This window comes from Phytohabitans sp. LJ34 (assembly GCF_052068095.1).
Lineage (GTDB): Bacteria > Actinomycetota > Actinomycetes > Mycobacteriales > Micromonosporaceae > Phytohabitans.
In genome coordinates this window covers 22,481-40,521 of the sequence record NZ_JBQHDG010000029.1, presented here as the reverse complement: position 1 = coordinate 40,521, position 18,041 = coordinate 22,481, and the positions used below count along the sequence as shown (strand labels likewise).

12 protein-coding genes are annotated in these 18,041 nt (G+C 69.0%); 7 read left to right on the top strand and 5 right to left on the bottom strand.

The genetic code is table 11. The annotated features are described in order from the left end of the window. Positions 1-237: 237 nt before the first annotated feature. The 3 genes from ACTMTJ_RS38820 to ACTMTJ_RS38810 all read left to right on the top strand — a co-directional run bounded on the left by ACTMTJ_RS38820 (position 238) and on the right by ACTMTJ_RS38810 (position 3,695). Entirely contained in the window at positions 238-2,244 is a 2,007-nt protein-coding gene (locus ACTMTJ_RS38820; protein ID WP_441223743.1) for a histidine kinase, read from the top strand. Then, entirely contained in the window at positions 2,232-2,897 is a 666-nt protein-coding gene (locus tag ACTMTJ_RS38815) for a response regulator transcription factor (protein ID WP_441223742.1), read from the top strand. Before ACTMTJ_RS38820 ends, ACTMTJ_RS38815 begins: the two co-directional genes overlap by 13 nt. 114 nt (positions 2,898-3,011) lie before the next feature. Further along, positions 3,012-3,695 (top strand): hypothetical protein, encoded by a 684-nt coding sequence (locus tag ACTMTJ_RS38810; RefSeq protein WP_441223741.1) that lies wholly within the window; start codon positions 3,012-3,014, stop codon positions 3,693-3,695. 326 nt (positions 3,696-4,021) lie between these two features. Here ACTMTJ_RS38810 and ACTMTJ_RS38805 read toward each other — a convergent pair whose 3' ends face one another. Further along, entirely contained in the window at positions 4,022-5,920 is a 1,899-nt protein-coding gene (locus tag ACTMTJ_RS38805; protein WP_441223740.1) for a PQQ-dependent sugar dehydrogenase, read from the bottom strand. 347 nt (positions 5,921-6,267) lie between these two features. Here ACTMTJ_RS38805 and ACTMTJ_RS38800 point away from each other — a divergent pair, with 347 nt between their 5' ends. Next, positions 6,268-9,042: a hypothetical protein gene (locus ACTMTJ_RS38800; RefSeq protein WP_441223739.1), complete on the top strand. Its 2,775-nt coding sequence runs from the start codon at positions 6,268-6,270 to the stop codon at positions 9,040-9,042. A gap of 73 nt (positions 9,043-9,115) precedes the next feature. Here the strand turns inward: ACTMTJ_RS38800 and ACTMTJ_RS38795 are convergent, their stop codons facing one another. Further along, on the bottom strand, positions 9,116-9,307 hold the full coding sequence (locus ACTMTJ_RS38795; protein WP_441223738.1) for a hypothetical protein: 192 nt from the start codon (positions 9,305-9,307) through the stop codon (positions 9,116-9,118). 26 nt (positions 9,308-9,333) lie between these two features. Continuing rightward, entirely contained in the window at positions 9,334-9,483 is a 150-nt protein-coding gene (locus ACTMTJ_RS38790) for a hypothetical protein (protein WP_441223737.1), read from the bottom strand. A 430-nt stretch (positions 9,484-9,913) separates the two neighbouring features. Between ACTMTJ_RS38790 and ACTMTJ_RS38785 the strand changes: the two genes are divergently transcribed. Next, positions 9,914-11,422 (top strand): GDSL-type esterase/lipase family protein, encoded by a 1,509-nt coding sequence (locus tag ACTMTJ_RS38785; protein WP_441223736.1) that lies wholly within the window; start codon positions 9,914-9,916, stop codon positions 11,420-11,422. 117 nt (positions 11,423-11,539) lie between these two features. Further along, positions 11,540-12,946, top strand: coding sequence for a GDSL-type esterase/lipase family protein (locus ACTMTJ_RS38780; protein WP_441223735.1), 1,407 nt, complete (start codon positions 11,540-11,542; stop codon positions 12,944-12,946). Positions 12,947-13,154: 208 nt separating this feature from the next. Here the strand turns inward: ACTMTJ_RS38780 and ACTMTJ_RS38775 are convergent, their stop codons facing one another. Both ACTMTJ_RS38775 and ACTMTJ_RS38770 read right to left on the bottom strand, forming a co-directional pair. Further along, positions 13,155-14,711 carry an RICIN domain-containing protein gene (locus ACTMTJ_RS38775; protein WP_441223734.1) on the bottom strand — a complete coding sequence of 519 codons (1,557 nt, stop codon included), beginning with the start codon at positions 14,709-14,711 and terminating at the stop codon, positions 13,155-13,157. Between the two features lie 86 nt (positions 14,712-14,797). Further along, entirely contained in the window at positions 14,798-16,105 is a 1,308-nt protein-coding gene (locus tag ACTMTJ_RS38770) for a BNR repeat-containing protein (RefSeq protein WP_441223733.1), read from the bottom strand. Positions 16,106-16,753: 648 nt separating this feature from the next. On the opposite strand from ACTMTJ_RS38770, the gene ACTMTJ_RS38765 reads away from it, so the two are divergent. Beyond that, entirely contained in the window at positions 16,754-18,025 is a 1,272-nt protein-coding gene (locus ACTMTJ_RS38765; RefSeq protein WP_441223732.1) for a carbohydrate-binding protein, read from the top strand. The last annotated feature ends 16 nt before the right edge of the window (positions 18,026-18,041 follow it).

Below are 18,041 nucleotides of genomic sequence, written 5' to 3'. Positions count from 1 at the left end.
GGCGGAACGTACTGGCCCGTCGCGACGTACGGGATGTAGATCTCCCGGCCGGTGTACCGATGGCCGGAGCCACGTGGTCGTGCCGCTGACGGCAGCGTTGTCGGGCACATTCCGGCTGCGGCGATCGACAGCGTGGAGCGTGGCGTGAGCTTTCCTGCCGCGTTCGGGCGTGACATGCGGTGATGAATCGGTGTTGGCACGGTTTCCTGGTCGGGTTGGGGCTGGGACGATCTACCGGTGGGCAAGCGTGTGGTCGGCGCGGTGGTGGGGCTGCTGGTGGTGGCGGCGACGGCGGTGGCTGCGGTGGTGACGGTTGGCACCTATGTGTCCGGGTTCCGGTATGGCGCCAATGCGCCGGTGTTCGCTGTGCCGTTGGCGGTCGGGGTGTTGGTGACCGCTGGCGGGGCGGGGTGGCTGTTCGGTCAGGGTGAGCGGCGGGTCGGCTGGTGGCTGGCCGGCACGGCGGGTTCGCTGCTGCTGTACCTGGTGCTTGCCGCGGCCGCGGCCGACTACGCGGGTGTACGCGGGCATCGGGACGCTCTGGCGCACCTGCTGGTGTTCGCGGTCGGCCTGGCCTACGCGCCACCCATCACGTTGCTTCAGCTGACGTTCCTCGCCGCGGTGGACCGGATCGACGGGGGGAGTGCGCGCCGTCGCCGGTTCGGTGTGGCCGCCTTGTGGTACGTAGCCGTTTACACCGGGCTGGGCGTGGCCACCGGGTTCGAGGATCCGGCCTACCCGGGCCTGCACGCGGGCCCGCTGGCGGCTCTGGCGCCGCTGGGTTGGGTGCTGTCGGTGCCTTGGATGGCTTCGGTGCTGCTCGGCCCGGTGGTGGCGTGGCGGTCGCTGCCGCGGCAGCGTGGTGAGCGCCGGTTCCGGCTGTTGCTGGTCGCGGTGCTGTCGATCGTGCCGATCTTGACCATTGTGTTCTGCGTGCTGTCCGGGCTGCTGGCGTACGCGTTCGGGGTGTTGTCCACATCGGCCGGTGAGTCGGGTCTGTCGGTGGCGTTCTGCCTGCCGTTCGCTTTGTGCGCGCCAGGTCTGGTGTTGGCGCTGCGGCCGGGTGAGTTGTGGCGGGTGCAGCGGATGACGCCGGCGGTGGCGAGCACCGTGCTGACGGTCGTGATGGGTGTGCTGTTCGCCATCGTGGTGGTCTCGCTGAGTGCGATCCTCGGCGCCCAGTTCGGGCCGGGTGCGCTGCTACCCGTCGTGTTGGCGACGCTCGCGGTGGCGGCGGTGTTCGCGCCGCTGCGCCGGCGGTTGGTGCGGCTGCTGGTGCTGCGCGCCGACCCGGTGCGGGCGAGGGCGGCCGTGCTGGTGCGGGAGGCCGGCGCGGATGCTCGGGTCCGTCCGGCGCACACCGCGGAGCAGATCCTGCGCCAAGCGCTGGGGGACCCTACCGCCCGCCTGGTGCTGCGCCTGCCCGATGGGCACGGCTGGGTCGACGTGGACACCGCGCCGACCGACCCACCTGTAGCGGAGTCGCTGACATGGGTGCCCGGCGGAGATGGCGGGCCGCATGCCGCGGTGGCGCACACCATGCCTGCGGTGGACGCGGCCGGCGCGGTCGCTGAGCTCGGCCCGCTGATCGACCAGGCGGTGCTGGAGGTCGCGGTCCGCGACCAGGCACGGCGCATCGCCGTGGAACGCGAGCGTGCCGACGAGGCGGCCGCCACGGAGCGGCGGCGGCTCGAGCGGGATCTACACGACGGGGTACAGGGTCGCCTGCTGGCGCTCGCGCTGGAGTTGCGGATGGCGCAGCGCGAGCTGGGTGACGGCGCTGCCCAGTTGGTGCTGTCCGACGCGGTCGACGGCCTCACCACGGCCATCGAGGAGCTGCGCACACTCGCCGCAGGTGCCACACCGGAGCTGCTGAGCCGCCGCGGGCTGCACGCCGCTCTGGTCGACCTGTCCCAACGGATACCCGTGCCGGTCACGCTCAACGTCCACTCCGGACGCTTGCCGCCACCTGTGGAGACCGTGGCTTACCTGGTGATCTGCGAAGCGGTCACCAATGCGCTCAAGCATTCGGCCGCCGCCGCGATCACCGTCGGCGTCGCGGTCGAGGATGGGGCCGCCGCGGTCACGGTGACCGACGACGGGCGCGGTGGGGCGGACATCCGCGCCGGGACGGGGCTGCGTGGGCTCGCCGAGCGAGTCGGTGCGGCAGGCGGCCGGCTGGTGGTCAGCGACGCCCGACCGAGGGGTACCACGGTGGAGGTGATCCTGCCGTGCGTGTGGTGATCGCCGAAGACCTGGTGTTGCTGCGGCAGAGCATCGCCCGCATGCTCGCCCACGACGGCATCGACGTCGTGGCGCAGGTCGGCGACGGCGGCGCGCTGGTGTCCACTGTGGTCGCTGAGCGGCCGGATCTGGTGATCGCGGATGTCCGGATGCCACCGGCGTTCACTGATGAGGGCGCTCGTGCCGTGCTGCTGCTACGCGACCGCTTCCCGGACCTCGCGGTGGTCGTGCTTTCCCACGTCGTGGAGCCGGCGCTGGCGATGAGGCTCGCGGCGGACCGGCCGGCTCGCTTCGGCTACCTGCTCAAGGACCGCGTGTTGGACATCGACGAGTTCGTCGCGGTCGTACGCCGGGTCGCTGCCGGCGGCACGGCCATCGACGAGCACGTCGTGCGGCACTACCTCGGCGCTGCGCGCGGTGCCGGGCTGGCCGCGCTCACCGAGCGGGAACGCGACGTGCTGGGCCTGCTCGCCCAAGGACTGAGCAATGCCGCGATCGCCGCCCGGCTCTATTTGTCCGAGCGCACGGTGGACTCCCACCTCGGCTCCATCTTCACCAAACTCGGCCTGCCGCCCAGCGCCGAGCAAAACCGACGGGTCCGGGCCGCGCTCGCCTGGCTTAGCGGCACGAGCGCGCATCCCGATCCAGCCTGACCGGCGCGGTTCGGTGCTAGCTCCGATGTGTACGGCGCCCTGGCGGCCATAGCGTCGAGGACGACCCCGCCCAGCAACTCCTGGTTTGAGGCGGGCGGACCAAGGAGCATCACCATGACCAGTACCACCGCTTCCGTTCAGACCACAGCGGCGACGGCCGGCGCGGGTGTCGGCTTCGGCCGCCGGGCGTTGGCCGTGCTCGCGCCGGTCGGGCCGCTGGCGATGGCCGGCTGGGCGCTGGCTGTGCCGTACGCGCTCACCGACGATCCCGCCGAATGGATCCCGAAGGTAGCCGACGACATGGGCCGCACCGAGCTTTCGTTCTGGTTGCTGCTGGTCTTCGCGGTCACCGCCGGGGCCGGCGCCATCGTCACTGGCATGGTGGCCCGCCGCGGCTCGCTGCGACTCGGCACGATCGGCATGGCATTGGCTTTTGCCGGATTCAGCGCGCTGAGCTTCAGCGGCGCCGGTTACGACGGCGCTGCCGCGGCCACCATCAACGCCGGCCTCGACGTGCCGACCGCCGAGAACGTGCTGCGGGAGATCGACGGTTACCAGGCCACCGCCGTCGGCGGCGCCCTGTTCATCCCGCTGATGTTCATCGGTGTCCTGCTGCTGGGCATCGCCCTCTGGCGGGGCCGCACGGTGCCGCGCTGGGCCGCCGCCGCTGTGCTCGTGGCGTTCCCGGTCATCCTGGCAGGCGGGTTCGTCGCGATGGTGGTCAACGCGCTGGGCTGGCTACTGCTCGCGGTCGGGTTCGCAGCAGCAGCCGCCGCATACGCCGGCCGCGTCGACTGACAGAGATGCGCGTCGTGCTCGCCCGGCTCGCCACGGGTCTGCGCCCGCCACCCCACCTACCGATACGTGCCGAGCTCGCGTGGACCGCCCTGTTCACCTGAGCAACAGCGGCTCAACGGCGCTTGACGGATCGGCCCATGGCCGGCTGTCGACGCGACAGGTGTATCGCGGTTCCACCATCGACCTGGGAGCGTTCGACCATGCGGTTCACGATCCGTCTGACGCCCGCACCCGGACAGCAGTTGGCGGACGACGAGGCGGAATCGTTGCTGCTGCCGCAGGAGCTACTCGAGGGCCCTGACAGTGGCGGTTCCCAAAACAGTGCCTTAACTGGATGTCCGGGTGGCGGTCACCTTCCAGATCCGGCCGTTGGCCTTGGCGAGCAGGTACAGCTCGCCCGCGCGGTCCACGCCGAGCCGCAGGTCCACTCGGGAGTCGCCGGCCAGCGCGGCCATCGACGTCTCGGTGCCAGTGGCGGTGAGGACGCGTAGCTGGTAGAGCGGCGCCAGCCCGCCGCCGCGGACCATCTCTGCCTCGTTGGTGTAGAAGACGCGGCCGTCGACGATGTCGCCGAAGACGTACTTGCCGCGCAGCGCTGGCAGCGCGCTGCCGCGGTAGACGAAGCCACCGACGATCGCCTTGCCGGCATCGTCGCCGCACGGGATGGTGGCGGCGTTGTGGTCGTACGCCGCGACCGGGTAGTCGTAGCCGAACCGGGCGTCGTCGGCTGGAAGCGAGTAGAGGTTGCACGGCGCCTGCCGGTCGAACACCCAAGAGCCTTCCCGTTCGCTCCAGCCGAGGTTGTCGCCGGCCCGAAGGTCGTAGACGCCCTCGATGTCGTGTTCGCCGATGTGGCCGAGGAACATCCGCCGGGTGCCGCCGGTGTCCCAGCTGAACCGGTGCGGGTCGCGCATGCCCAGCGCGTAGATCTCGCCCAGCGGGCCGCTGTTGCCGGTGAAGGGGTTGGCCGTTGGGATGCCGTACCGGCCGTTGGCGCTGTTCGTACCACTGGGGTCGATCCGCAGGACTTTGCCGTGGGGCACACCGAGTTGTTGCGGCACGGTCGAGGAGCTGCCACGTCCGCCGTCACCGACCGCGACGTACAGCAGGCCATAGTCGCCGCTACCCGGTACCGCGTTGGGGTTGAAGTCGATCTGTTGGATGGCGTGGATGTAGGTGGCGAACCCGATCCGCAGCAGCGTCCGGCGGGTGCCGCTGAAGGACGCGGCCGCCGGGTCGGTCGTCGTCCACTCGGTTAGCACGCTGTGGATGACCGCCCCGGACTGGGTCCAGTCCGGCGTGATCGACCCGAGCGCGCCCAGGGCCTCGGTGTGCACGGTGTAGAAGCGGCCGTTGGTGGCGAACTCGGGGTGGAAGGCGACGAAGCCGAAGCCGCTGCCCAGACCCCGGCCGGAGAAGAAGTTGGCGCCGACGGTCGCGGCCACGTCGAGGTAGACGGTCGGCGTGCCACCGGCCGCCGGCAGGGTGTACAGGCGGCCGTTGAGGTCGGGCGTGAACAGCCGGCTCCCGCCGGGAATCTGCCCGACGTAGTTGATCCGGGCTGTGCGCATCAGCCGCGGATCGGTGGGCGCCGGCACCGGGCTGGTCTGCGGGAACTGCGCAAACTGCGTCAGGACCAGCCCGAGCTCGGACCGGATCGGCGCCTGGGGGATCGGATCGGCGATTGGCGTGCGGGGCGGCACCGAGCCGGTGGGGGACACGCTGGGAGACGGCGAGGTCGGCAGCCCGTCGTCGTAGCTGAGGGAGTCGACGTTGGCCAGGCCGCGCGATGTCGTCGCGGCCAGGCGCACTACGTTGGCGCCAGCCGACAGGGAAGTGCTCAGCGTCTGGGTGCGCCAGGTCGACCAGCCGCCGGTGGCGGGAAACTGCAAGGTGGCCCGCAGGCTGCCGTTGACCGACACCGTCGCCGGACGGTTCGTGCGAGTGCCGTTGGCGTACCGGATGACGAGCGTCCGGGCACCGGCTGCCGGCACCGGCACCGCGAACTCGATGGCCGCCCCGACCGCGTTGGCACTGTTGACGTATCCGGTGCCGGTGAAACCGGGGTACTCGCGCTCCACCACACCGTTGACGATCGTGGCCTGCTCCGCCTCGTACCGTCGCTCGGCCGCCGTGGCCGCGTGGTGGTCGGGGACTGCCACGAGGGCGGCCAGGACGAGGGCCACCAGGCCCGTCCCAATGGCGGTGCGAACGGACGGTCTCATCTGTTCTCCAAAGCTGATCGCGGCGTCAGCCGGGCCGCATGGGGTGTAGCGATGTGAGCAGGGGACCTGCCGTCGCCCAGTTGAGCGACGGTCATCGATTGAGTGACCGAATCTTGCACCGGTGGGCGCCCAGCTGTAAAGGGTCGGGCGTCACTGGCGTCCGGCCCCAGCAATGTGAGGCACATCGATTGACAGTTGTGCGCCCGATCGGGACACTGCTTGATGCAAATGTGAACTCGGCAGGAGCGCTCACAGGTGGCAGCGAAGCCAACCACGCAGTTCAAGGGCGATTTGCTCGATTTGGACGCGCACGAGGGCCGCCGGTCGACGATGGTAGGAGACCACCCGTGACAGTCTCTTCTCGGCATCCGTGGCGACGCGTGCGTGTCCTCGCCGCCTCGACCGTTGCGGTGCTGTCCCTCGCGTTTGTCGGGCCGCCGGTACCGTCCGCCGCGGCGGGGCACCTCGCGGGGGAGACGACCTCGGCGACGACGCCGGAAGCGGGGCTGCCTGAGCTGCGCCTGGACGACCCGTCGATCGACTGGAAAGAGGTCGTCGTCGACGGCGGCGATGTCGAGCGCCGGCCGGGCGGCGCGGCGTACAACCTCTTTGGCGGATTCGGTTCGGTCTCGTGCAACAACACGTCCAACCTGCTGCTCGACTACAAGGAGGAGAACCCGCGCGCCTACTGGCAGATCATGCGGATGCTCTTCGACCCGGTCGAGGGGGCGGGGCTCACGCATATCAAGGTCGAGCTGGGCGCGGACAGCAACAGCTCGTCCGGAGCCGAGCCGGCGACGAAGCGCACCGCCGACGAGCCCGCGAATGTGCTGCGTGGTGCCGGCTTCCACTTCATCGCCGACGCCCTGTCGATCAACCGCGACGTCGAGGTGGAGGCCCTGCGCTGGGGTGAGCCCTCGTGGACCGGCAACGACTGGACCAAGCGGTACCAGTGGTACAAGGAGACGATCGACGCCGCCTACGACATGTTCGGTGTCGAGTTCGACTGGATGAGCCCGGCGCAGAACGAGGTCCGGCACGCCGAGTACCAAATTTCCGAGCTCAACTGGACGATCCAGTTCGCCAAGTGGCTCGAGCGTGACGCTGTCGCGCCGGACGCGCGCTACGACTACTCGCGGATCAAGATCGTCGCGCTCGACTCCTACCGGGACGGCAACAATGTCGCCGGGCGGATTCTCGCCAACCCGGAGGCACTGGCGCACGTCGACGCCCTCGGCTTCCACTACGACATCGTGGGTGGCCCGAACGTCACCCGGCTGAACAAGGAGTACGGTCTGCCGATCCTGTACTCCGAGGGTGTCGCCCCGATGATCGACCCGCAGTACCGCCTCGCCGCCGATCCGGCCCGGGGTGGCGTCGGCGGCACCGTATCCGCCGCCGACATCGCCGACCGGTTCATCAACGCCTACCGATGGAGTGGGGCGGGGAGCGACCCAGCGCACATGACGACGTTCCTCTTCCAGCCCGCCGTCAGCGCCATGTACGAAGGCACCCAGTATTCCCCCAAGCACCTTATCCGGGCCTCCGACCCGTGGTCGGGGTACTGGGAGGGCGACGTCGGGATCGCCACCGTGCGCCACTTCCATCAGTTCATCGACCGTGGTTGGGAGTACGTCGAAGGCGCTACCGGCGGCGACGGCACCAAGGGCGACGGCGGCACCAACGTCGACACCTCCACCCGCACCGTCCTCACGGCGCGGACGCCCGCGAGCGCCGGCGGCTCTCCAGAGTGGACACAGGTGCACGCCAACAACACCCGGACGGATCGGTACTTCGAGGTCAAGGTGGCGGACCTGGGCGAGCGGGGCCGTCCGCTGTACGCCTGGCAGACGCGCGGCCCGGATGCCGGGGAGTCGTACGACGCCAACTATTTCCAGAACATCGGCTACTACGCTCCCGTGCGCAGCGAGGTGATCGACGGCGTCGAGCACGACGTCTACCGCGTGCGGGTGCCGGCGTACTCGATCCTCACCCTGTCCACGCTTCGGCGCGGCGTCCACGGCACCACCGCGACGTACCGGCCGGGCGACTTCGCACCCCGGGCGCGGGACGAGATCCTCGCGTTGCCCTACCGAGACAACTTCGAGTACGACGACTACCCGACCACCGTTGTCGGCGGCCGCAAGATGACCTACCTCGAGCGCCGCGCCGGCACCCCGCGGTACACGGCCGACCAGGACGGCGCCTTCGAGGTGGTGGCGGCAGGCCGCCGCGGCGATCGCCACGTTTTGCGGCAGCAGAACCACGCCCACAACCGGGGCTACCTGTGGAACGTGTGGGGCGACGGCCGGCAGAACGTGCCGTCGACCGCCGCACCGTCGACAGTGCTCGGCGACCATCGGTGGGCAAATTACACCGCCACCGTCGACTTCCGGCTCGACCTCGTCGACCGGGATACGACGCTGGCGAACTTCGCGGGCCTGGGAGTGCGGCAGGTCCACGCCCGCGGCGGCGACCAGGCCACCTACGCCGTCCGTGTCCACGAAGACGGCCGGTGGGAGCTGCGCAAGCTCGACACCGTCGTCGCATCGGGCACCGTGGCGCTGTTCGACCCTGGGGCGTGGCATCGGCTATCGGTCGAGGCGCGCGATAACGTCATCACGGCGACGCTCGATGGCGCCCGGCTCACCTCGCACGTCGACACGTCGGTCAATCCGGTGATGGCCGGCCGGGTGGCTCTGGTGAGCGGGTACTACAACACCCTGTACGACAATCTCGCGGTTACGCCGATCAAGGGCCAGGCATGGAAGTCGACGAAGATCGACGACTCCGACCCCCGCATCGCCTACCCCGACGGCTTCACCTTCAACCAGGCCGGTTTCGCGCACTTCAACCGCACACAGCACGTGCTGGCGGCCGGCCAGTCGCTGGCGCTCGATTTCACCGGCACCGGGCTGAACCTGTTCGGGGCGACCGGCTCGGCGACCCTGGAGGTGCGCGTCGACAACCAAGCGCCCCAGACTGTGCAGGTCGGGACCGTCGGCACGAGGCAGACCTCGTACTGGCTGCGGGACCTGCCGCAACGCCACCACAACATCACGGTGCGCGTCGTCAGCGGGACTTTCACGCTCGATGGCATAGATGTCCTGAGCGGGCGTTGAGCACCTGCCAGATGCTGGCCGCCGCCTCCCCAACAAAACGGTGAACCCGGATCCGCCTGTGCATGGGGTCTGCTCACGTCGTCGTGGTCAGCGCGGCCCAGGACTCGGGGGGCATCGAGACGGTGACGGTGTCCGGCTCGGCGCCGGCGGTGGTGGCCAGCGGCGTGAAGCCGTAGGTGAAGGCGGTCGCGCGGACTCTTTCGTCGGCGACGAGGAGCCGCCCGGACCACGCGGTGCGGCTGGCGCCTCGGGACCGGATCGTCACGGTGGCCGGTTCGGCTGAGCGGTTGGTCAGGTACGCGCTGAGCCGCCCGGTGGAAGGGTCGAGGATGGCCGCGGCGGCGACGGCGGGTACGTCGCCGTGCCGGCCCGCTTGCGGCTGTGCTTGCGGCCGGCGACCGCGTCGATCGTGGCGGTGACGCCGGTGATGAAGTCGTCCATCGCCGCGCCGAGCCGGACCGTAACTGCCCCAGGACGGCGCGACCCAGGTGCCCGGACGAGGCGTGCTGTCCAGCACCAGCGGCTGGAGCGACGGCCTGGCGGTACCCCGCTGACCATCACGGTGCGCGGCTGGCGAGCCAAAGCCAGCTGCGCCAACAAGTCGAGGCGCATCGATTGACAGTTATGTGCTCGATCGCGACACTAGCTGATGCAGGCTAGCGATGGGAGCGCTCACAGATAGCTATTGGCCTCGACTACCCACCTGAACAAGCCGACGTAATCAGCATCGGGTCCCAAGCGGGCGAGTGCTTCTGTGAGCGCTCACTGTCGTTCCCCATCCGGCTGCACGGCCGGGGGCCCGCCCGCCACCGAACACTCAACTGCACAAGCCCCGTAGCGGGTCTCGTCATCATCCGATCTGGAGATCATCATGCTTTCACGCAGACAGCGCGTTGGGCTGCTCTCCGCCTGCGCGGCGGTGGCGGTGACGGGTGCCGCGGTGCTCACCGCCGCGGTGGCTTCCGCGGCGGTGACCCGCTACGAGGTCGAAAGCTCGCCGGCCACATGCGACGGTGTCATCGAGTCAAACCACACCGGCTACTCCGGTAGCGGCTTCTGCAACGGCGACAACACGGCGGGAGCGGCGGCCCAGTTCACCGTGACCGCGTCCGCCGCCGGCACGGCGACGATCGCCGTCCGGTACGCCAACGGCGCCACCGCCAACCGCCCCGCCGACGTGCTCGTCAATGGCGCCGCCGCACAGTCGGGCGCCGCGTTCAACGGCACCGGCGGGTGGACGACGTGGGCCACGGCGACCCTGACCGCATCGCTGAACGCGGGCAGCAATACCATCCGGCTCAGCCCCACCACCGCCACCGGGCTGGCCAACATCGACTATCTCGACGTCGAGGTCGGCGTTTCGCCGTCGCCCTCCGCGACCGCCTCACCCACCATGACGGCGTCGCCGCCGCCGGGTCGGCCCGCCCAGTGCACCGGGAGTTCGCCGATCACCTGCCACTTCGCTGTCTCCCCGGGCAACTACACGGTGACCGCATGGATCGGTGACCGCGCCTCGGCCGGCAACACGTCGATGTCCGTGGAGGCCCGCCGGCGGATCCTGCCGGCGGTCACCACCGCCGCGGGCACCATCACGCAGTACGTCTTCACCATCAACGTGCGACAGCCAGAAGGCCAACCCACCGGGCAAGGTGGCACCGGCACCCCGGGGCTGAGCGTGACGTTCGCAGGACCCGCGCCGAGACTGTCCGGGCTCACTGTGCAGCCGGCGAGTAATCCGCTGGTGGTGTACCTGGCCGGGGACTCCACGGTCTGCGATCAAATGCTCGCTCCATGGACCGGGTGGGGGCAGATCCTGCCCTTGCACGTTGCGGCCGGCGCGGTCGTCGCCAACTACTCCGACTCGGGCGAAAGCTCGGGCAGCTTCCTGAACAACTCGGCACTGTTCCCCGCGATGCGACCGTTGATCAGAAGCAACGACCTGGTGCTGATCCAGTTCGGCCACAACGACAAGTCCACGACCGCCTCGACCTTCCGCGGCAACCTCACCACGATGATCAACCAGGTGCGCGCCAGGGGCGGCACACCCGTCCTGGTCACCCCACCGGTGCGACGGCGGTTCGACGGCAACCAACTCGACGCCACCGCCCGGCACATCAACGGTGTCGGCGTAAACCTGCCGGCCGAGATGCGTAGCCTCGGCTCCTCGCTGGGCGTGCCGGTGATCGACTTGACCGCCAAGAGCGAAGCCCTGGTCGAGTCCATGGGCCCCACCAACTCCGCCCAGCTCTTCCTGCGCCAGTCGGTCGACGGCGTCACGGACAACACCCACTTTTCCGAGTATGGCGCCGGCAGGATGGCCGACCTGGTCGTCGAAGGCATCCGCGAACGCAACCTCTCCTTGGTCAGCTACCTGCGCTGACCACCCGTGGCGGCCCGGCGTGGTACGACGCGCCGGGCCGCCCGGGGCGACGTCGAATTTTGACCAGGCCGCGCCAGCGCGCGCCTGTGACGGACCGGTCTTACATCAGGAGAAGCCATGAGACTCAAGTCCTCGCTCATCGCGTGCACCCTGCTCGCCACGGCGGTCATGGTGCTGGAAGGCAACGCCGCGGTGGCGGCGCCGACCCGCTACGAGGCCGAGGTGGCGCCGGCGACCTGTACCGGCACGATCGACTCCAACCACACCGGCTATTCCGGGACCGGGTTCTGCAACGGTGACAACGCGGTAGGCGCGGCGGCCCAGTTCACGGTGAACGCGCCGGCGGCCGGGACGGCAACGCTCGGCATCCGTTTCGCCAACGGCACCACGACCGCCCGGCCTGCGGACGTCGTGGTGAACGGCTCGCGCGTCACGGGGGTGTCCTTCGAGGGCACAGGCGCGTGGACGACATGGGTGACCGCGACGCTGACGCTGTCGGTAAACTCCGGCAGCAACACGGTCCGGCTCAGCCCGACCACCGCGGGCGGCCTGCCGAATACCGACTACCTCGACTTCGAGGTGACCGGTGACCCCGTCGGCGGTAACGGCAGGCCGAACGACCCGAACATCCAGTACTACGGCCGCTGGAAAACATCGGATCCGGCGTACTACGCCATGGGCTGGGCCGGCGGCTACCTCGAGGCCCGCTTCACCGGAAGCTCCATCGGCGTACGCCAGCGAAACACCATCGACCTGTACTACTCCATCGATCAGGCGCCGATACAGTGGCGCCGCAACGTGTCCGGCAACATCACCCTCGCTAGTGGACTGACCGGCAGCTCGCACACCATCCGCATCGGCTACCGCGAGCGCGCCGGCTCGTACACGGGCGACCCGGTTTTCGGCGGCCTCATCCTCGCCAACGGAGCGCAGACCACCTCCATAGGACGGCCGACGAGCCTCGTCGAGTTCATCGGCGACTCGATCACGGTGGGTCAGCCCAACGCCAACCGTCCCTTCACCGCGTACCCGTGGCTCGCGGCCGAGGCGCTCGGCGCCGCTCACACCCAGGTCGCCCAGGGCGGCGCCTGCCTGGTCAGCCGGGACTGCTACGGAATGATGGACTGGTTTCGCCGCTCGTCGAACTCGGCGACCTACGACGACTGGAACTTCTCGACCTACCAGGCGACCGCGGTCGTGATCAACCTTGGCACCAACGACGTCGGCCATGGCGTGTCGACCACGCAGTTTCAGCAGGGCTACATCACCATGCTGGCGCGGGTCCGCCAAGCGTATCCAAACGCCGAGATCTTCGCGATGGGCGTCTTCCGCAACCGATACGTGACCGAGACCCGCAACGCCGTAGCGGCCCGCAACGCCGCCGGCGACACAAGGGTCCACTTCGTCGACACCGCTGGCTGGGTCAACCCGGCCACGGACACGAGCGACAACGTCCACCCGACCGACGCCGGCCACGCGAAGATCGCGCAGCGGTTGCGGCCGATCCTCGACCAGTACATCTGAGTGACAGCGCCCCGGAGGACCAACAGACGTCATAGTCGACGTGCCGTACGTACCGGTTGGTGAAGTTGCACGACTGCAACCGGTTGACCGGCACGGTGGGAGTGCTGCCGCCGACGCCTGTGCTGGTCCGCGCGACGCGTTGGATGGTGCCGTCGCCGCTCCCGCCCCTGCGTGACGGGAGTGGCGAACGGCATGCCACCCGAGCGAGTCAGCCCCACCGTTGGAGCAGCCGGTCGTACTCCGCCTGGGTGATAGGCAGCACCGTGCCGTGTCGTGGGCGGCCGGGCATCGTGTAGCTAGAGATCGCGGTCCACTGTCCGGAGTTCAGGTCGGTGGTGGTGAAGGGGATGTATCCGCGGCCGCCGTACTCGTCGATGAACATGTACCACCGCTCCTCGGTGTTCGATTTGAACACCGTTGGCCCCTCGCCCTGGCTGATCGTGCCTCGGCCGATGCATTCGGCGACGAAGGAGTAGCCGCGGTTGAGGATGGTGGTGGACTTCTCTTCGAGGATGAACTTGCCGCACGCCGACTGGGAGCTGCTCCGCTCGTCTTTGGTGAGCCGGTAGTACGTGCCGTTGTGTTTGGTGAGCGTCGAATCGATGGTCGAATAGCCCTTGTCCACCCACACCTGGGCCGTGCTGAAGGTCCGGAAGTCGCTCGTCGTGGCGTACATCATCCGGTTGTAGGTGGTGCCGGTGTGGTTCGGGTCGCTGGCGGAGTAAAGCTTCGAGGCCCAGAAGACGACGTACTGGCCGAGGCCCTCGTCGTAGTACGCCTCGGGCGCCCAGGTGTTGCCGGCCGTGTCGGGGGAGATCCGCTGGAGCCGTGGAGTGCTCCAGTTGACCAGGTCGGTGGATTCCCAGACCACGATGGACTTGCTGCCGGTGCGCTGCGCGGCGTCCCAGTTGCCGTTGCCGTAGATCCGGAGGTCGGTGGCGATCTGGTAGAACTTGTCGCCCTGCGGTGAGCGGATGATGAACGGATCCCGCACCCCGCGGGTCCCGATGCTCGAGGTCAGCACGGGTCGTCCACCGTTGAGTTGGCGCCACCGGGTCGGGTCGTTGCCCTGACTGAGTGCGAAGTAGACCTGCTCACCGGTGGAGGTGCCCTCGCCGGTGAAGTGGGTGAACAGATAGCCGGCGTACTTCTGGCCGGGCCCCGGGCTCGAGGTTGGAGTCACGCTCGGACTGGGGTCGGTGCCGACGCGGACGAGCTGCCACTGCTGGTTGGTCCCACCGTTGTCGGTGTACTGGGAGATCCGGGCGCCGTCGGCGGTGGACCGCTCCCACACGTCCAGCGCCTTGCCGCTGTTGCGGTTGATCAGCTTGACGTAGCCGCTGTCGGTGTCGACGACCCGGAAATGCTGGTTGATCCCGCCGTGGTCGGCCCACTGCACGACGTTCGCACCGTTCGCAGTGGACGCGCTCGCCACGTCTACCAATTTGCCGCTGTGCCGGGCCCGGATCTTGTAGTAGCCGCCGCCCGCGTCGACGAACTGGAACTGCTGGTTGGTCTGCTGGGTGCGGGTCCACTGCTGGACCGCGGCGCCGTCCGCGGTGGACTGGCCCGCAATATTGATCAGCTTGCCGCTGTGCCGCGACACGATCTCGTAGTGTGCCGACGTGTCGATCGTCGCCGCGTTTGCCCCGTGCGGCGCGAGCAGCACCGTCGCGCCGGCGACGACCGCCACGCCGATCAGCGCCAGCGCGGCCGGGTGTCGGCGTTGGCGGCGGTTACGGGCCGGGAGGGGAGAAGTTTTCATCGTTTGCCGTCCATCGATCCGTCGTTGCCTTGTGACCCGCGCGGGTCCTGAGCGCCCGGGCCGAGGAGTTACAGATTCTGTCGACATCAGTCGAGCCTGAAGTCGACGACTCGAATTGACGAGGGTGTGGTGCCGCTCGACCGCCGCTGGTACAGGATGGACAGCACCCCGTCGGTGGCCATCCGGGAGCGGTCGACGACGACCTCGCCGAAGGCGTTCAGGCCGGACCCGTCGAATCGGAGCGTCCAATCGGTCCAGCCGCTGGCTTTGCTGGCGGTGACGATGCGTCCGTAGGGCAGGACCACGTAGGCGTTGTCGGCGCTGTCGAGGACGATCTGGGAGCGGCCAAAGGCGTTCAACGCCACCGGAATCTCGATCTTGCGCCAGGTGCCCTGCGCGTTGCGGACGAGGTGGAACGCGCGCGCGCTCGAGCGCCGCTGGCTGGTGAAGTTGTTGACGCACTGGGTGAATCGGCCGGGCACGTAGCTGATGACCACGTGCGGCTGACCGGTGGAGTCGACGGTCTGGCTCTCCTGGTTGATCAGTGCGTGGTCGGCGTTCAGCGCGTCGACGACGTGCCCGGGGGAGGTGACCGAAACGAGGGTGCCGTTGGTGGTGCCGACCTGTTGGCCGGCGTTGTTGCGCCAGGTTCGGCCACGGTCGTCGCTGTAGACATAGCCTGTGTCGTGGTTGCTGAGTCCACCGCGGTTGCACATGACCGCGGCGTTCTGCTCCCGCCAGGTGAAGGCGGCGTGGAGCCGGCCGTTCGGCCCGTACGTGAGGCCGTGCAGGTACATGTTGCGGCGCGTACTGGTCGCGCCGTGCTGGCTCCAGTTGCCCGTGGCCGACGACCACCGGCCAAGGCGGCGCCAGGTGGAGCCGTCGTACTCGACCAGTTCGTTTGTGCCGTTGCCCGAGCTGCCGGTGCGGTAGCTGAGTTGCAGCCGGCGTTCCGGGGTGATGGCGAACTGGGGGTAGGTGATGGAGCCTAGCTCCAGGCCGTCGAGCGTGCGCTGTACTGGTCCGAACGTGGTGGCCACCCAGCTGCGGGAGCCGGCGTCGGTCAGGAGGCCGGCCTCGGACTTGACGTAGAAGACCCGGCTGTCGTGGGTGTCCATCGCCACGTGCAACCGGCCGTCCGACGGCGACACCCCAAGCGAGATGGAGTTGTGCGAGTCGTTGGTCGTCAACGAGTGGGGCAGTTGAAGTGTTTGCCACGCCCCGCTCGGGAGCTGCCGGCGCGCGATCACGACTCGGCGGCTGGCTGTGTACCACGCCGCGTACTGGTAGCCGCCGAAGGTGAGGATGCCGTCCTGCTGGTAGGAGGCGTTGTTCACGAGGCCGTCGTACGACACGAAGTACAGCGCCCGCGGGTCGAGCTCGGTGTCCGCCACCCGCGTCACCGTCGGCCCCGCGGCTGCGCTGACCGCCGCCGCGGCCGTCTGGGCGCTGCTTGCCGTTGCGACGGTGACCGGGATAGCAAGCCCCGCCACGAGGATGGACGCGGTCAGGGCTCTTCGGGTTGCACGCGTTCGAGATCCGATCATTGCGGGTTCCTTACGCCTGGGTGGCGGCATGGCCGCCGGAGAACGTCGAGATGACGGTCCAGTGCGCGCCAGGGGGTGTGGCCGCTCGGTCAGGTCCCTGTGAGCGCTCCCAGGCCCGCGCCGTATCAGACAGTGTTCCGGCCGAACAGCTAACTGTCAATCGATAGACATCGACCGAATGGATGACTGGGTGCTGCGCTGAGCCTTGGTGTGCGACCACGCGGCCTGCGGCGGTCTCGCGCGTCGCGCCGTCAAACCGGGTGACGGCCGTGACGGCTGCCCGGCGGCCATGGCTGACGTGGATCAGTTGACAATTCGATGTCCGGCGGTAACATTCGTTGACACATATGAATGTGAGCGCTCACAGTATCGGAGCACGGGTGGCGCGAGGCCGTCGCCAGCCGGACGTTGGCGGGCCCGATCCGCTGCGCCGGCGGCCCGAAGCGGCAGGCCTGCCGAACTACCTATAAACCCCACGAAGGAGTCATTGTGTCGATGCGACGACGGACGTTTCTCAAGGCGGGCGCTGCGGGTGCGGTGGCCGTGGGAGGTGCGGCCGTGCTGGGTAACTGGCAGGCGAACGCCTCGGCTGCCGCCTTGGATCCCGCGCCGACCACGCCGTTCAGGGTGGGCGTACGCCGGTACAACTGGACGCGGGGCAGCCGCCCGTGTACCACGTATGTCTACTACCCGGCCACCGGCACCCCCGGCGGCAACCCCGTCACCGACGCCCCCGTCGCGGCCGGAGTCTTCCCTGTCTACAACTTCACCCATGGCTACGACAGCAGCCCGCAGAACTCGCTGTTCATCATCCGGGCACTGGCGGCGGCGGGGTTCGTCGTGCCGGCCCCGCACTTCCAGCACAACTTCGGCGATGTCAACAACGGCAACACCTCCAGAGACGTCTCGGAAATCATCACCCGGACCCTGGCCCTCAACAGCAGCGGACCGCTGGCCGGGCACATCAACACCAGCATCGGTGTGGGCGTGTCGGGTCACTCCCTGGGTGGTATGACCACGCACGGGCTGCTGACCTCCTGGCCGGACAGCCGGATCGTTTCGGCCAACCCGCAGTCGTGCACAGACATGGGCAACCCGGCCAGCTCGGTTGCGGCCAAGGTGCTGTTCGTCCACGGCGACCGGGACGACCTCACGCAGTACTCCTCGGCCCGGCAGGCGTACTCGGAGATGCCCGCGCCCAAGGCGTTCCTGACCTTCGTGGGTGGCAGCCACACCAGTTTCTGGAGTGACAGCCGGTTCCCGGCCACGGTCGTGGACTGGGCGCGCTGGAGCATGTACGGCGACACCGCCGCCCGGGACCGCCTCCCGTCCGACGCGGCCGGCTCCAACACCAGATGGGAAGCCAACCTGGGCATCCCGCCTGCGGGGCAGCGGTACGAGGCGGAAAACTCGCCGGCGGTGTGCCAGGGCACGATCGATTCCAACCACACCGGCTACTCCGGCAGCGGGTTCTGCAATGGCACCAACGCGCTCGGCGCCTACTCCGAACTCACGGTCAACGCGGCAGCGGCGGGCACGGCCACGCTCGCAGTCCGGTTCGCCAACGGCGCCGGCGGCGCGCGTCCGGCGAACCTGGTCGTCAATGGATCCACGGTGGCGACGGTGTCCTTCGAGAGCACCGGCACCTGGACGGCATGGTCCACCAAGACCCTGACCGCCGCGGTGAACGCCGGCAGCAACACGGTCCGGCTCGTTCCCACCACGGCGGCCGGATTGCCGAACGTCGACTACATCGACGTTCGATAGGCCGGCGCCTGTCGCC

Coding starts and splice junctions, on each gene's coding strand:
- ACTMTJ_RS38790 (WP_441223737.1), bottom strand. CDS start 9,483: ATGGACGACTTCATCACCGGCGTCACCGCCACGATCGACGCGGTCGCC.
- ACTMTJ_RS38765 (WP_441223732.1), top strand. CDS start 16,754: ATGCGACGACGGACGTTTCTCAAGGCGGGCGCTGCGGGTGCGGTGGCC.
- ACTMTJ_RS38775 (WP_441223734.1), bottom strand. CDS start 14,711: ATGAAAACTTCTCCCCTCCCGGCCCGTAACCGCCGCCAACGCCGACAC.
- ACTMTJ_RS38780 (WP_441223735.1), top strand. CDS start 11,540: ATGAGACTCAAGTCCTCGCTCATCGCGTGCACCCTGCTCGCCACGGCG.
- ACTMTJ_RS38810 (WP_441223741.1), top strand. CDS start 3,012: ATGACCAGTACCACCGCTTCCGTTCAGACCACAGCGGCGACGGCCGGC.
- ACTMTJ_RS38805 (WP_441223740.1), bottom strand. CDS start 5,920: ATGAGACCGTCCGTTCGCACCGCCATTGGGACGGGCCTGGTGGCCCTC.
- ACTMTJ_RS38785 (WP_441223736.1), top strand. CDS start 9,914: ATGCTTTCACGCAGACAGCGCGTTGGGCTGCTCTCCGCCTGCGCGGCG.